We start from the raw sequence: 14,777 nt of genomic DNA on the forward strand, positions 1-14,777 counted from the left end.
TATGCACGACCGCACCACCCTCCCCAGCGCCTACCTGCACACCATCGACCTGTGCCTGCTGCGCTATCACCGCGAACGCGGCGAGCTGCAGATCCTCCTCCATCAACGGGATGCCGAGCCCTTCGCCGGGCACTGGGCGCTGCCGGGCATCGTGGTCAACGGCGACGTCGAAGACCGCAGCCTGAATGACGCGGTGGAACGCCTGCGCCGTTCGAGCAAGGTGGACATGCCCCTGGCCTGGCTGGAACAGGTGGGCACGGTGGGCGACGCCTTTCGCGACCCGCGCTGCTGGTCGTCCTCGACCTTCTACCTGGGGATCCTCAGCGAGCCGGTGGAGCCCGCCGCGCAACAGGGCTTCTTCGCCCTCGGCGAGGTGGCCAGCGGTGCCTTCAAGCTGCCCTTCGACCACAACGCCTTGGTAGCCCAGGTGCACGAGCGGCTGTTTTCCAAATCCCTGTACAGCAGCCTGCCGCTGATGTTTCTCGGCAACGAGTTCAGCGCCCCCGAGGCGGTGAGCATCTTCTCCCTGGTGCTGCAGCGTCCGGTGCTCAAGACCAGCATCCGCCAGCGCCTGCTGAAGATGAGCGAGGCCGGCTACCTGCGCGACACCGGGCGCAAGAAGAGCGGCGACGGCGGCCGGCCCCAGGCCACCGTGGAGCAGCTCAAGCCCGCCGAGCTGTATTTGTTCGATCGTTGTTTCCTGGAGTGATAGCCCCCATGAGTTCCACCCCCGACACCCAGTGCCTGCTGGAAACCCCGTACTTCAAGGTGGTTCGTGAAAACGGCTACTTCATCATCAAGGAAGCCCAGGCGGTGAACGGCGTCGTGGCCGTGCCGACCCTGGCCGATGGCCGACTGATGCTGGTCAACCTGCGGCGCCGGGCCATCGGCGGCCAGTCCATCGAGTTTCCCCGGGGCGCCATCGATGCCGGGGAAAGCGCCTGCGACGCGGCGGCCCGGGAACTGCTGGAGGAAACCGGCTGGCAAGCCTCAGAGGTACGCCAGCTGGGGCTGCTGCACAGCAACACCTCGCTGATCGCCAGCGCCGTGGCGGTGTGCCAGGTGCAGATCGCCGAGCAGCAGGCCGCCGCCACCGATGGCGAAGTGGACCATGTGCTGTGGGCCAGCCGCCAGGAGTTGCTGGCAATGATCGCCGCCGGCCAGATCACCGATGGTCACACGCTGTCGGCGGCGATGATGCTGCTGGCCAGCGAGTCGGCCTGACGCCCCCACTTCTCCAGGGCAAAGTCGACAAAGCTGCGCAGCTTGGGCAGGCGATAGCGGTCCTGGGCATAGAGCAGGTGCATCGTCCGAAAGGGCAACTGATAGTCCTGCAGCACCGGCACCAGCCGGCCCTGCTGCAGGTCTTCCTCCACCAGCGCATCGGGCATCATCACCAGCCCCAGGCCACCCCGCGCCGCACGATGCAGGCCCGACGAGGTGTTGGCCAGCAATGACCCCGACACCGGAACCTGCACATCGCCTTCAGGCCCGCGCAACGGCCACAGGGTGGCGGTGGCGCTCCACTCATCACCGGCCGGATAGGCGAATGCCAGACAGTTGTGCCGCTGCAGGTCCTCGGGGACCTGGGGCGTGCCGCAGCGTTCCAGATACTCCGGCGCAGCGCAGATCGTCAGGGTGTAGTCCTGCAGGCGCCGGGCAATCAGCGAGGCGTTGTCCAGGTTGCCCAGGCGCACCGCCACATCGAAGGTGCCATCGGTCAGGTCGAAGCGCTGGTTGGCCAGGGTCAGCTCGACCTTGACCTGGGGGCAGCGCTGGCGGAACTCGTCCAGCGCTGGCGCCAGGCGTTCGGTGCCGAAGGTCAGGGGTGCGGTGATGCGCAAGGTGCCGGTGGGTTCGCCCTGGGCCTGCTCCGCCAGGCGCTCGGAATCCGCCACCAGCCCCAGCACCGCCAGGCAGCGCTGGTAGTAATCACGGCCAAAATCGGTCAGCCGCTGGCGCCGTGTCGTGCGGTTGAGCAGACGCACCCCGAGGCGCTGCTCCAGGGCCCGCAGGTGATTGCCCACCATGGTGGTGGACATGCCGCACTCCCGGGCCGCGGCGGTCATGTTCCCCGCCTCCACCACCTTGACGTACACCGACATTGCCTGGAACAGATCCATTATCAACCCTGACTTCAAGATGATTAAAGAAATAGCGAGTTTATCTAGCCTGGGTGGCTAACGATACTGATAGCACACCCCCAAGATGGAGCTACCCGCCATGACCGCCGCCTGCCTGATGAGCACCTACCAACCCCTCGCGCTGAGCTTCTGCAAAGGCCTGGGCAGCCGTCTCTGGGACCAGGCCGGGCGAGAATACCTGGACGCCATCGCCGGGGTCGCGGTGACCGGCATCGGCCACAGCCACCCACGGCTGGTCGGCGCCATCAGCGAACAGGCCGGCCTGCTGCTGCACAGCTCCAACCTCTACGACATCCACTGGCAGCAGCAACTGGCCGCCAAGCTGACCCGATTGAGCGGCATGGACCGGGCGTTCTTCAACAATTCCGGGGCCGAGGCCAACGAGACCGCCCTCAAGCTGGCACGCCTGCACGCCTGGCACAAAGGCATCGAGCAGCCCCTGGTGGTGGTCATGGAAAACGCCTTTCATGGCCGGACCCTGGCCACCCTGGCCGCCAGCGACGGCCCGGCAGTGCGCCTGGGCTACGGCCAGTTGCCAGGCGGTTTTCTCAAGGTGCGCTTCGGCGATCTGGCCGCCCTGGAATCGGCCGTCGTCGAGCATGCTCCACGCATCTGTGCCGTATTGATGGAGCCGATCCAGGGGGAAAGCGGCATCCAGCTGGCCCCACCCGGCTACCTCAAGGCCGTGCGCGAGCTGTGCACCCGGCGCAACTGGCTGTTGATGCTCGACGAGATCCAGAGCGGTATCGGCCGCACCGGGCGCTGGTTTGCCTGCCAGCACGAAGACGTGGTGCCGGATGTGATGACCCTGGCCAAGGGCCTGGGCAACGGCATTCCCATCGGCGCCTGCCTGGCCCGGGGCAAGGCTGCCCAGCTGTTTACCCCGGGCAGCCACGGCAGCACTTTCGGCGGCAACCCCCTGGCCTGCCGCGCGGCCTGCACCGTACTGGACGTCATCGAGGACCAGCAGTTGCTGGCCAACGCCGAACAGCGCGGTGCCCAACTGCTGCGGCGGCTGCGCGAGGAACTGGCGGTGCATCCGGCGGTGCGGGAGATTCGCGGACTGGGGCTGATGGTGGGTATCGAACTGCGGCAGCCGGCCCGAGAGCTGGTGCAGGTCGCCGCCCGTGACCACGGGCTGCTGATCAATGTCACCCGGGGCACCACCATCCGCCTGCTGCCACCCTTGGTGATCGATGGGCAGGAAGTGGAGATGATCGTCGATGGGCTGCGTCAGACCCTGGAGGCGCTCTAGCCTGGGCGAGGCGGGGCAATGCAGTCGGCAGGCACCGGGGCGGTCAGCGCCTGCCCCGGCCTCCGCCCATGGGCTTCAGTCGTCCAGCGCCTTGGGCGCTGCGGCGGGCTTGGCCGCCTTGCCGGCCTTGGCATTGGCCGGCTTGGCCTCCGGCTCGGGGGCCGGAGCCGGCGCTGCGGCCTGTTTCTCCGCCGCCGGCAACTGGTCGACGGCACTGAAGACTTCCTTGAGCTCGATGGCCCCGGAGTGCTCCAGCTTCTTCTCGCCGTCCTTGCCCACCAGGATCACCTTGGTCTGCGCCCCGGCGCCCAGCTTGAGGCTGCGGATCAGGGCCATGGTGGATTGCGGGTCGATGTCCTTGCCATCGCGCTGGCCGATGGTGTTGATCACCGTGTACAGGACCATGTTGCGTTCGTTGAAGGCTTGACGGGTGGCCGGCTCTTCCAGGGACTTCTTCAGGCTCACCAGGGTCGGGTCCACGGTGCTGGGGGCAATCACGATCAGTGGCCGTGACTTGCCCAGGTCCTGGGTCAATGGGCCGTCGTTGTCGGCCGCCAGGACAGGGCCGGCAACAGCGAGCAGAGTAGCGAAGGTCAATGACCGAATGAACATGCGTCTCTCCTTATGTTTTCCACGCAGTAATGATTGCGCATTGCGGGAAAAGGTCCAGGCCGGGACTCAAAATCTGACATTTTTTTGCCCACGGCGCAGCGCTGGTCTTCGGCTTGCCACAGGCCGCGCACGACCGGGGCTCGCGCCCTTCCAGCGGTCGGCACAACCAGGTTCGCGGTAAGGTTTTGTTGCATATGCAGCCCGACAATTACGCCCCTGCAGCACTCGCGCCAACAGCCTTGCGCCCGTTCTTTAATATTCGAATCAATACAACGGCGGCCCTGGGTTGTTTATAAGAACCGCTGCACGACACATTCAACCCACACAATTCCAGCGCTCTTAACAACCATTGAAACGAACCACTCGCAGAACCTTCGGCAACAATCAACAAGAAGATTCCGAAAGTTTGAAACTTATACCTAAAGTGTCATTTTTCAAACGTCAGAAAACAGGCGCACACCCTCTACCTCGATAGAAAATCGGTCTATATCAAGGCTTACAGAGGCCTCTCAGATTTTTTCCACAGCCCACGCCACGGGCCGCCGCGGCCTTTTAACTGCTGCCCTGCAACAACTCTAAGTTACATGCCCAGGCCTGCTTGAATTGCAGCAGACAATGATCTGGAGCAAATAACCGAAGCCATCACTACTTGTTCTTTTATTGCCGAGGGAACTATAGTGCGGCGCGGCACGGACAGCCCGATACGGCACAACTATAAAGCGGCAACTCGCCCTATTACCGAACACTATCCCTTACGGGGTTTTTCGAATGAGCGTCCGATACCGATGATCCCCCTCCTCATCTGCGATGACTCGAGCATGGCCCGCAAGCAGGTGCTGCGGACCTTGCCCAGCGAGTGGCGGGTGTCCGTGACCCAGGCCTGCAACGGGCGCGAAGGCCTGGAAGCCCTGCGCCGCGGGCTGGGCAAGGTGGCGCTGCTGGACCTGACCATGCCCGTGATGGACGGCTACCAGGTCTTGAGTGCGGTGCAGGAAGAAGGCATCGAGGCGCAGATCATTGTCATCTCCGGCGATATTCAAGAGGAAGCCGTGCGCCGCACCCGCGAGCTGGGCGCCCGGGCCTTCCTCAAGAAGCCCTTCGACCCGCAGCAACTGCGCGCCCTGCTCAACGAACTGCAACTGCTGGACAGCACTGACGCCAAGCCACTGGCAGCCCCTTCGCCAGCACCGGTGGTGACCTTTCGCGACGCCTTCCGGGAAACCGTCAACGTTTCCATGGGCTACGCCGCGGCGCTGATCGCCAAGGTCCTGGATGTCTTCGTGCACCTGCCGATTCCCCACGTCAATGTGCTGGAAGCCGGCGAGTTGCAGATGCTGCTGGCCGATGCCAACCGCGCCCGGCAACTGACCGCCATCTGCCAGAGCTACATCGGCAGCGGCATCGCCGGCGAAGCCTTGCTGATGTTCTACGACTCCGAAGTGGCCGACATCGCCCAGTTGATAGAGCAAGGCACCGACCCCTACCAGGAAATGGAAGTGCTGATCGACCTCTCCAGCGTGCTGATCGGCGCCTGCCTGAGCAGCATCGCCGACCAGCTGGACGTGTTCTTTTCCGTGGGCCATCCCCAGGTACTGGGGGAACACACCACCATCGACGAGCTGATCGTGCTCAACCAGCAGCGCTGGAAAAAGACCCAGGCGGTGGAGATCAGCTACAGCCTGGAAGAACAGAACATCCACTTCGACCTGTTGCTGTTGTTCACCGAAGGCTCCATGGCCTTGCTGGAACAGAAGCTCGCCTACCTGATGAGTTGAGCCATGCCCAAGAGAATGGATTTCAGTGAATTGCACTGGTTGCTGGCGGTGGTCCAGAGCATCGACGTGGGTATCGTCGTGCTCGACCTGGAGTGCCGGGTCCAGGTGTGGAACAGCTTCATGGAGAACCGCTCCGGAGTGCCCTCCAAGCAGGCCATCGACCAGTCGTTCTTCGAGCTGTTCCCCGAGGTCGAGCGACCCTGGTTCACCCGCAAGGTGGGGCGCGTGGTGGCCCTCGGCACGCCGGCCTTCACCATCTGGAAGCAGCGGCCGTACCTGGTGCATTTCAACAACTACCAGCCGATCACCGGCCAGGGCGAGTTCATGTACCAGAACACCACCCTGCTGCCGCTGCGTTCCTCCAACAGCGAGATCCACCACGTCTGCCTGGTGATCTACGACCTGACCGACGTGGCAATCAACAGCCTGGCCTTGCAGAAGGCCAACCAGCAGTTGCAGCACCTGTCGCGCACCGACCACCTGACCCAGCTCTACAACCGCGGCCACTGGGAACAGCGCCTGCAGTTCGAATACAGCCGCCACGGCAGCAGCATCGCCCTGCTGATGCTGGACATCGATCACTTCAAGTCGATCAACGACCGCCATGGGCACCAGGCCGGCGATGCAGTGATCAAGCGCGTCTCCGAGCTGATCCACCAGCATGTGCGCGACAGCGACGTGGCCGGGCGCTATGGCGGCGAGGAGTTCGCCATTCTCCTGCCCCACACCGACCTTGCCGGGGCCCGCACCCTGGCCGAGCGCTTGCGCCAGTCGGTGGAAGAGCAGGAGGTGATCCACAACGGCCAGGCCATCGCCTTCACCATCAGCCTGGGCATCGCCTGCCTCGACCGTCCGGCCCGGGATCATCGCTGCCTGATCGAGTGGGCCGACCAGGCGCTGTACGCCTCCAAGCGCGCCGGGCGCAACCGGGTCAGTACCTACGCGCCTTGAACGGCAGCACTGGAAAAACCTGAAAAAAACTCGCTCCCGAGGGATAAACTGCGCGCTTTTCCGGTCCATCCCCCGGTCTGCTACGCCTTTCCCAGCGCCACAAGGAGTCCTGCGCGCATGTCCCAGTCGAATTCGAACCACTCCCCGCAAGAGCAATGGCAGCAAGCCGTGCTGACCTATGCCCGCGACATCAATCGCTATGTCGAGACCGGCAACCGCGACGGCTGGAAGGGCTTGAAGGAACCGCACTTGCCCGATACCGAGCACCTGCTGCCAGACTGGCAGGCGGCCCTGGAAGCGAGCAACCAGGAGCCCTACGACGCAGCCCGGCGCCAGGCATTCCGCCAGGAGTGGCCGCCGGCGCACTTCCCATTGTCGCCACGCCTGGAAAGCCAGGGACGGATGATTCCGACCCTGGCCCTGTTGCCGGACGGCAGCCTGCTGGCGCGCATCGGCGCACCTTACGAGGCTGGCGAGGTGGTGCATATCGACGACGCAAGGATCCAGACCCTGGAGCAGGTGGAAGGCTTCGGCATGTGCCCCCAGCGGCGCTATTTCGCTTGGGCCCGGGCTGACGGCATCCAGCTCACCGACGGCTGGAACGGGCCAGAGGTGGCAAGTTTTGCCTGGCCCGATCCCCACGCGAACCTGCCGGCGGGGGTGGCGCTTGAAGACACCGGGCGCCCTAGCCCCAGCAGCCTGATTCCCTTCCCCGACGGGCGCCGGGTACTGCTGGTGAGCTCCGACGGCATCTTCGTCCTGCAGGCCGAGGGCGCCACGCGCCTGCTGCCGAGCCTGGAAGACCTGCAGCAAGAGCTGGCCGATGGCGTCGCCCCCGAGGACCTGGGCATCGGCCTGAGCATGGAGCATGGCGCGGTGTCGCCCGATGGCCAGTGGATCGCCGTGGGCGAGCAAAGCAGCTCGCACCTGGTGTTCGATGCAAGGTTGCAACGGGTAGCGCAGATCGGCCCCGCCAGCGAGTACCCGCATTTCGCCCATTTCAACCAGCGCGGCGATCGCCTGCTGCTCAATGCCTGCCACTTCTATGGCGGTGCCAGCGTGGGAGTGGCGGTGGCCGACCTGCCAGGGCTGTCCACCGATTTCTACAGTGACGATGCGCGCACCCCGGTGCTGCAGGAAGGCGCCCGGGTGTATGCCGCGGCGTCACGGGGCGACGAGTTCATCATCGGCGACGCCTACGGCTACCTGCGGGCCTTCAGCGAAAACGGCGAGGAACGCTGGCAGCACTATATCGGCTCGACCCTCACCGCCATGGACATCAGCCCCGATGGCAAGACCCTGGTGGCCGCCACCTATGCCGGGATCATCGTCAAGCTTGACCTGGACGCCGGGCGCCCGGACTGGCAGATCGGCACCGGCGAGCACCTTGAAGTGCAGCGCTGGCTGTTCTGGAAAGACTTCGCCAAGCCGCTGCTGTGGTGACCGGGGGTTAAACCGGCGGGCGCGAGAAACTCACTTGCAGTTGCAGGTGATCCGGATCGTCGATCGCCCGCAGGTACTCCTCCACGCTGACCTCGCCGGCACTGGACCGGGCCCCCGGGGCCGGCACATGGCCGGCGAGCAGCTTGTGCACCACCGCCACCGCCGCGCAGCTGGGAATCTCCGGCCCGTGGTCATGGGTTGCGGTGAGCTGCACGCTCATCGACAGTGGCTGGCCGTCCTGGCCCAGGCCGTGCACGTCGATGTACAGGGCACTGAGCCCATCTCCGAAACCTTCGAACCAGGTGCCGCAGCGATGCAGGCGCGCCGCCCAGGGCGCCGGGTCGCCCACCAGGCCGAGCTTCACCGCCTGGGCCAGCAGCGCATTGGCCAGCCCGGCGATCTTCAGCCCGGCGCCGGCCTGGAAGCTCAGGGTGTGGGCACCGTAGCGCTCGGCGAACAGATCCAGGTCCGGCACATCGACATTGGCCACCAGCCGCGTGCCCAGCCTGGGCAGCTTGCGCAGGGTCAGGCCCTGCCAGCCGATCACCGGGTGCGGCCGGCCGTCCTTGAGTTGCAGGATGGGTTTGCCGGCATAGGCCAGCACGCCCTGGATGGTGGACAGGCCGGGCATCTTCGCCGAGGAGGAAATGCCGTGCTCGATGCGCTCGATGCGGGAAAAACGCTCACGGTGCTCATCGATCATCGCCGCCGACAGGGTCGGCACCGAGCTGCAGCCGCTGAGCAGCGTCACCCCGGCGGCCCGGGCGGCCTCATCCAGAGTGCCAATGCCGCGCACGAACTGACGACAGTCGGCCAGGTCGCAGTAGTTGACCCCGGCCTCGATGCAGCCCCGGGCCACCGCGTAGGACTGGCCCTGGAACGGCCCGCCGGTATGGATCACCCAGTGCACCTTAAGGGCCTTGAGCGCCGGCACCCATTGCGGCCCCATGGCATCGCCGCACCAGCCTTCGCAGGGCTGCCCGCCTTCAGCCTGCAAGGCCTGAACCTTGGCCGCGAGCTTGTGCGGGTCGCGCCCCGAAATCAGCAGATGCACCCCAGGGGTATGGATCAGATAGCGGCAGACGATGCTGCCGAAATTGCCATAACCACCCACCACCAACACCCTGAGCGCCATTGCCTGCATCCTTGAACTAAGCCGTTGCGCAGCGTGAACGCTGCCATTCGAGGCGCGGCAGCTTGGTGGATTTGCCAGCGCTCGACAAGCCCCCCGCCAACCTTCGACATGCCCCCGAAACGCCCCTGGCAAGTGCCTGTAATATTCAGTTAGAAAAAAAATGCCAATGCCGGTCCGGCATAATGCTATGCAAAATCATCATCATCTACGGCCCTGGAGCGTGATAGCCTCGTCCTGCTATGTCGGCCTCGCATAATAAACCCGTCGGTTCGCGCAACCGAACGGGATAAAGACGCCTTGCTACCCACCTTGTTTCATCTTCATCTGCCCAACTAACGTTTCGCTGTGAGCCGCTCTTTCCCCGGCTCGCCAAGGGAACTGATTGCAAAATTTGACTCGACCTCAAGGTCGATCTCTCGATCCTATCTCGGAGCTGTTATGTCCAGGCTTTCCCATCAAGATTTGCGCCGCGGTTTCCGTGAACTGATCGCTTCCAACTCCTGCTACCACACCGCTTCCGTATTCGACCCGATGTCTGCCCGTATCGCCGCCGACCTGGGTTTCGAAGTGGGCATCCTCGGCGGCTCGGTGGCCTCGCTGCAAGTACTGGCGGCCCCCGACTTCGCCCTGATCACCCTCAGTGAATTCGCCGAACAGGCCACCCGCATCGGCCGCGTGGCGCAGTTGCCGGTCATCGCCGACGCCGACCACGGCTATGGCAACGCGCTGAACGTGATGCGCACCGTGGTCGAACTGGAACGCGCCGGCATTGCCGCGCTGACCATCGAAGACACCCTGCTGCCGGCCCAGTTCGGGCGCAAATCCACCGACCTCATCTCGGTGGCCGAAGGCGTCGGCAAGATCCGCGCCGCCCTGGAAGCCCGGGTTGATCCGGAACTGGCGATCATCGCCCGGACCAACGCCGGCATCCTTCCGGTGCAGGAAATCATCAGCCGTACCCAGCAGTACGAGCGTGCCGGCGCCGACGCCATCTGCATGGTGGGCATCCGTGATTTCGAACAGCTGGAACAGATCTCCGAGCACCTGAGCGTGCCGCTGATGCTGGTGACCTACGGCAACCCGGCGCTACGGGACGATGCGCGCCTGGCCGAGCTGGGCGTGAAGATCGCCGTGGACGGTCATGCCGCCTACTTCGCCGCGATCAAGGCCACCTACGACTGCCTGCGCGAGCAGCGGCAGATCTTCACCCAGGCGTCGGACCTGAGCGCCACCGAACTGGCCCACACCTACACCCAGCCCGAGGAATACATCGTCTGGGCCAAGGAGTTCATGAGCGTCAAGGAGTAACACCGGCGATTGGCCGGGGTGAGGCGCCACGCCTCAACCCTGGGCCGATTTCAGCGCGCCTTCCACGCAGTCGAGGATCTGCCCGATGGTCCAGGGCTTGCGGATGAAGGACACCGGATAACGCACCCCGGAACTCTCGGGGGTCTCGAAACCCGACATGACCACGATCGGCAACTGCGGCCAGCGCTCGCCGCACAAATTGCTCAGGCTCGCGCCATTGAGGGTGCCGGGCATGGTGATATCGGTCAGCAGCAGGGCCACGTCCGCGGCCTGTTCCTGCAGGAATTCCCAGGCCCGATCCGCGCTGTCCATCGCCTGGGTGGCAAACCCTTCGTCCTGCAGGATCTCGCAGAGAAACTCCAGCACCGTCGGCTCATCCTCCACCACCAGGATCAAACGGGATTGGGCGCCGGGATTGACTGGCGTGGCTGGGTTCATGAGGGTGACACTCCCTGACGGATTGAGGCGGCTACACACAGGACCGCTGACAAGAGTTATGAGCGGCGCCTTGACGATAAATTCATTTACGCTGCAAGGCCGGCGCGTTTTTAGTACCGGTCCGATCCGCACGCGGAAGCGGGCGCCCCGTTCTTTCACCCACGGCAGGAACATCTTCAACCATGCAGTTCGATCCCAAGCGCCTGGCCCAGGCCCGGCATGTGGTGGTATTCAGCGGTGCCGGGGTCTCGGCGCAAAGCGGCATCCCGACCTTTCGTGACGCCCTGACCGGCCTGTGGGAACACTTCGACCCGGCGCGCCTGGCCACCGTGCAAGCCTTTCGCGAAGACCCGGCGCTGGTCTGGGGCTGGTATGAATGGCGACGCCAGAAAGTGCTCCAGGCCCAGCCCAATCCAGCCCATCTGGCCCTGGCCGAACTGGCCCGGCGGGTGCCGCGCCTGACCCTGATCACCCAGAACGTCGACGACCTGCACGAACGCGCCGGCAGCCCCTCGGTGCTGCACTTGCACGGCAGCCTGCACACCCCCAAGTGCTTTGCCTGCAACCGCCCGTTCAAGGGCCAACTGCCCTTGCCGGACTTGCCGGAACAGGGCGCCAGCCTGGAGCCGCCGCGCTGCACCGGTTGCAACGGCAAGATCCGCCCCGGGGTGGTGTGGTTCGGCGAACCCCTGCCCCAGGCGACCCTCAAGGCCGCCTTCAACGCCGCCGAAGAATGCGACCTGCTGCTGTCGGTGGGCACCTCCGGGCTGGTCCAGCCGGCGGCGCGAATTCCCCAACTGGCGCTGCAGCACGGTGCCTGCGTGGTGCATATCAACCCCCAGCCCCAGGCTTGCACCGGCGCCGAGGAATACAGCCTGAAGGGCAAGGCCGGGCAGTTGCTGCCGGAACTATTGCGCCAGGCCTTTGCCTGATTCCCTGGTGGCTCAAGCCGGGCCGCCGCTTCTGTTCAAGGACGCTTTCACATGCCGCAATCCCCCGACTCTTCATGGCTCGAAGCCGCCTGGGCGCAACGTGAAGAACAGATCTACCCGGCGCTGTTCGGCGCACTGGGCCCGGGCATCTATCCCCTGGACATGGCGCTGTTCAGCCAGGTCTTTGGCCAGCACGACGTCGATCCGCGCTGGCTCACCCACGGGGTCTTCGAGTCACCGCCCAATGCCGGTCGCAGCAGTTGGCTATACGTCACTTCGGGCCTGTCCAATGCCTGGGAAGATGCCCGGCCCGATGCCGATGGCGAATCCGGCATGGGCCACGAACTGCTGCTGGAAACCCGCGAACAGTCACCCTGGGCCCTGCGCCTGTTACGCAATTTCTGCGCCTACCAATTGCTGCTGGCCGCCGGCCGTTTTGGCGAGCAGCCGCCGTTGGGCGAATGGGACCGCATGCGTACCGGCGAGCCGATCAATGGCGGCGACAGCCTGTTGCAGGCACTGCTGTTCATCCCCGCGCCGGGTTTTGCCGGCCCCCGGCAACTGCTGAGCGGGCGCTTCGGATTTCTGCAGATCATCGGCCTGACCCTGGCCGAACACGCCTGGGGCCAGTCCGAGGGCTACCCGGCCCTGATGGAGCGCCTGGCCCTGGCCGGGGCAGCGCCGGTGCTGGACCCGACCCGAGCCAGCCTGTGCTGAAGGCCGGTGAAAAATCCGCCACGACCAGGGCGGATCGTCATTTTTCCCGCCACGCCAGGCCCGCATGAGGTAGATTCAAGCAGCGAACAATCTCGCGACGACGTTTGCTTTCTTGCCCTGCCGCTGGAAACCAAGCCCCGTACCGGTGGCTCTGTTCACTGCCCCGCTATTTTTTCGCCACTGGCCGCGCATGGTGCGGTGGCGACGCTTTCAGGAAATGGATGAATGCCGCAAAGACAAGTGATCAATGCTTCGGTGAGCCCGAAAGGCAGCCTGGAGACCCTCTCGCAACGTGAAGTGCAACAGCTCAGCGCCGCCGGTTCCGGCAGCATCTATACCCTGTTCCGCCAGTGCGCCCTGGCCATCCTCAATACTGGCGCCCACGTCGACAACGCCAAGACCATCCTCGACGCCTACCACGATTTCGAAGTGCGCATTCACCAGCAGGACCGTGGCGTGCGCCTGGAGTTGTTGAACGCACCGGCCGACGCCTTCGTTGATGGCGAGATGATCGCCAGCACCCGGGAAATGCTCTTCAGCGCCCTGCGCGACATCGTCTACACCGAGAACGAACTGGACAGCCAGCGCATTGACCTGGACAGCTCCCAGGGCATCACCGACTACGTCTTCCACCTGCTGCGCAACGCCCGCACCCTGCGCCCCGGCGTGGAGCCCAAGATGGTGGTGTGCTGGGGCGGCCACTCGATCAATACCGAAGAATACAAATACACCAAGAAGGTCGGCCACGAACTGGGCCTGCGCAAGCTGGACATCTGCACCGGCTGCGGCCCGGGCGTGATGAAGGGCCCGATGAAAGGCGCGACCATCGCCCACGCCAAACAGCGCATGAGCGGCGGCCGCTACCTGGGCCTGACCGAGCCGGGGATCATCGCCGCCGAAGCACCGAACCCCATCGTCAACGAGCTGGTGATCCTGCCGGACATCGAGAAGCGCCTGGAAGCCTTCGTCCGCGTCGGCCACGGCATCATCATCTTCCCCGGCGGCGCCGGCACCGCGGAGGAGTTCCTCTACCTGCTGGGCATCCTGATGCACCCGGACAACCGCGACCTGCCCTTCCCGGTGATCCTCACCGGCCCCAAGAGCGCGGCGCCCTACCTGGAGCAGCTCAACGCCTTCGTCCTGGCAACCCTGGGCGAAGCGGCGCGCCAGCACTACCAGATCATCATCGACAACCCGCCGGAAGTGGCGCGGCAGATGACCGAGGGGCTCAAGACCGTCAAGCAGTTCCGCCGCGAACGCAACGACGCCTTCCACTTCAACTGGCTGCTGAAGATCGACGAGAGCCTGCAACGTCCCTTCGATCCGACCCACGAGAACATGGCCAACCTGCAACTGAGCCATGCCCTGGCGCCCCACGAACTGGCGGCCAACCTGCGTCGTGCGTTCTCCGGCATCGTCGCCGGCAACGTCAAGGACCAGGGCATCCGCCTGATCGAGCAGAAAGGCCCGTACAGCATCCACGGCGACCCGGCGATCATGCAGCCCCTGGACCAACTGCTCAAAGCCTTCGTCGAGCAGCACCGCATGAAGCTGCCCGGCGGCGCCGCCTACGTACCGTGCTACCGCGTGGTCAACTGAGCCCTGCCCTGCTGCCTTGAACAACGCCGCGTTCGCTGCCTGGGAACGCGGCGTTTTTTTGCCCGGCCGGTACCGTTCGCCACGCGTCCGGTCCTGCTCCATGCCACTGCAACGCCCCTCTGGCGGGCCGTGCCTGGGGGTAAGTATTTTTCGTTTTTTTTGCGCCACCGGCGCCGCCGCCCATCATCCACTGCCTGAGTACTATCGCCTCACTGCCACTTCCGGCGGTACCTAAAGGAGATGACTCACATGGCTAAAAAAGCCCCTTCTGCCAAGCCCTCGCCGATGAACCAGCCGGCAGCTTCGCGCATCGCCAGCACCACCGCCAAGGCCGGCAACGGCCAGGTGGCGGCGGACAGCTTCGCTGCCCGGGCCGCACGCGCCGCGGCAAAAAACGCCAATCCTTGATCCTCTCGCGCCCCACCGGCCTTCGCCGGTGGGGTCAGGCCAGGAGGCCGACACGACCCA

Annotated in this window: 15 protein-coding genes; 11 read left to right on the forward strand and 4 right to left on the reverse strand. The window is 64.8% G+C overall.

The window, feature by feature from the left end:
• Nucleotide 1 precedes the first annotated feature (1 nt).
• Complete coding sequence (locus M2395_RS08635; RefSeq protein WP_011060761.1) at nucleotides 2-709, forward strand: NUDIX hydrolase; 708 nt, start codon at nucleotides 2-4, stop codon at nucleotides 707-709.
• 8 nt (nucleotides 710-717) lie between these two features.
• The gene (locus M2395_RS08640) at nucleotides 718-1,224 is read left to right on the forward strand and encodes an NUDIX hydrolase (protein ID WP_011060760.1); all 507 of its coding nucleotides are present in this window, start codon (nucleotides 718-720) and stop codon (nucleotides 1,222-1,224) included.
• Here M2395_RS08640 and M2395_RS08645 read toward each other — a convergent pair.
• A complete protein-coding gene (locus tag M2395_RS08645; protein ID WP_077933897.1) occupies nucleotides 1,176-2,123 on the reverse strand; it encodes a LysR family transcriptional regulator in 948 nt (315 codons plus the stop codon). The genes M2395_RS08640 and M2395_RS08645 overlap by 49 nt on opposite strands.
• A 100-nt stretch (nucleotides 2,124-2,223) precedes the next feature.
• Between M2395_RS08645 and M2395_RS08650 the strand changes: the two genes are divergently transcribed.
• Complete coding sequence (locus tag M2395_RS08650; protein WP_077933896.1) at nucleotides 2,224-3,399, forward strand: aspartate aminotransferase family protein; 1,176 nt, start codon at nucleotides 2,224-2,226, stop codon at nucleotides 3,397-3,399.
• Between the two features lie 75 nt (nucleotides 3,400-3,474).
• Here M2395_RS08650 and M2395_RS08655 read toward each other — a convergent pair whose 3' ends face one another.
• A complete protein-coding gene (locus tag M2395_RS08655) occupies nucleotides 3,475-4,011 on the reverse strand; it encodes a DUF4174 domain-containing protein (protein ID WP_011060757.1) in 537 nt (178 codons plus the stop codon).
• A 785-nt stretch (nucleotides 4,012-4,796) separates the two neighbouring features.
• Between M2395_RS08655 and M2395_RS08660 the strand changes: the two genes are divergently transcribed.
• The 3 genes from M2395_RS08660 (at nucleotide 4,797) to M2395_RS08670 (ending at nucleotide 8,180) form a co-directional block, all read left to right on the forward strand.
• Entirely contained in the window at nucleotides 4,797-5,786 is a 990-nt protein-coding gene (locus M2395_RS08660; protein ID WP_011060756.1) for a response regulator, read from the forward strand.
• Nucleotides 5,787-5,789: 3 nt separating this feature from the next.
• Nucleotides 5,790-6,737, forward strand: a complete 948-nt coding sequence (locus M2395_RS08665; protein ID WP_011060755.1) for a sensor domain-containing diguanylate cyclase — start codon at nucleotides 5,790-5,792, stop codon at nucleotides 6,735-6,737.
• Nucleotides 6,738-6,854: 117 nt separating this feature from the next.
• The gene (locus M2395_RS08670; RefSeq protein WP_077933895.1) at nucleotides 6,855-8,180 is read left to right on the forward strand and encodes a hypothetical protein; all 1,326 of its coding nucleotides are present in this window, start codon (nucleotides 6,855-6,857) and stop codon (nucleotides 8,178-8,180) included.
• Between the two features lie 7 nt (nucleotides 8,181-8,187).
• Here M2395_RS08670 and M2395_RS08675 read toward each other — a convergent pair whose 3' ends face one another.
• Nucleotides 8,188-9,315, reverse strand: a complete 1,128-nt coding sequence (locus M2395_RS08675) for a saccharopine dehydrogenase family protein (protein WP_123430972.1) — start codon at nucleotides 9,313-9,315, stop codon at nucleotides 8,188-8,190.
• 438 nt (nucleotides 9,316-9,753) lie between these two features.
• On the opposite strand from M2395_RS08675, the gene M2395_RS08680 reads away from it, so the two are divergent.
• Nucleotides 9,754-10,623 (forward strand): oxaloacetate decarboxylase, encoded by an 870-nt coding sequence (locus tag M2395_RS08680; protein WP_011060752.1) that lies wholly within the window; start codon nucleotides 9,754-9,756, stop codon nucleotides 10,621-10,623.
• Between the two features lie 33 nt (nucleotides 10,624-10,656).
• Here M2395_RS08680 and M2395_RS08685 read toward each other — a convergent pair whose 3' ends face one another.
• The gene (locus M2395_RS08685) at nucleotides 10,657-11,061 is read right to left on the reverse strand and encodes a response regulator (RefSeq protein ID WP_011060751.1); all 405 of its coding nucleotides are present in this window, start codon (nucleotides 11,059-11,061) and stop codon (nucleotides 10,657-10,659) included.
• A gap of 182 nt (nucleotides 11,062-11,243) precedes the next feature.
• Here M2395_RS08685 and M2395_RS08690 point away from each other — a divergent pair, with 182 nt between their 5' ends.
• The 4 genes from M2395_RS08690 to M2395_RS08705 all read left to right on the forward strand — a co-directional run bounded on the left by M2395_RS08690 (nucleotide 11,244) and on the right by M2395_RS08705 (nucleotide 14,717).
• Nucleotides 11,244-11,993 carry an NAD-dependent deacylase gene (locus tag M2395_RS08690; protein WP_077933893.1) on the forward strand — a complete coding sequence of 250 codons (750 nt, stop codon included), beginning with the start codon at nucleotides 11,244-11,246 and terminating at the stop codon, nucleotides 11,991-11,993.
• A 51-nt stretch (nucleotides 11,994-12,044) separates the two neighbouring features.
• Nucleotides 12,045-12,710: a suppressor of fused domain protein gene (locus tag M2395_RS08695; RefSeq protein WP_077933892.1), complete on the forward strand. Its 666-nt coding sequence runs from the start codon at nucleotides 12,045-12,047 to the stop codon at nucleotides 12,708-12,710.
• 225 nt (nucleotides 12,711-12,935) lie between these two features.
• Complete coding sequence (gene ppnN, locus M2395_RS08700; RefSeq protein WP_011060748.1) at nucleotides 12,936-14,309, forward strand: nucleotide 5'-monophosphate nucleosidase PpnN; 1,374 nt, start codon at nucleotides 12,936-12,938, stop codon at nucleotides 14,307-14,309.
• 249 nt (nucleotides 14,310-14,558) lie between these two features.
• The gene (locus M2395_RS08705) at nucleotides 14,559-14,717 is read left to right on the forward strand and encodes a hypothetical protein (RefSeq protein WP_177191005.1); all 159 of its coding nucleotides are present in this window, start codon (nucleotides 14,559-14,561) and stop codon (nucleotides 14,715-14,717) included.
• Nucleotides 14,718-14,777: the final 60 nt, after the last annotated feature.

This window comes from Pseudomonas sp. BIGb0176, assembly GCF_024810175.1.
In the GTDB taxonomy this organism is placed as follows: Bacteria; Pseudomonadota; Gammaproteobacteria; order Pseudomonadales; family Pseudomonadaceae; genus Aquipseudomonas; species Aquipseudomonas protegens.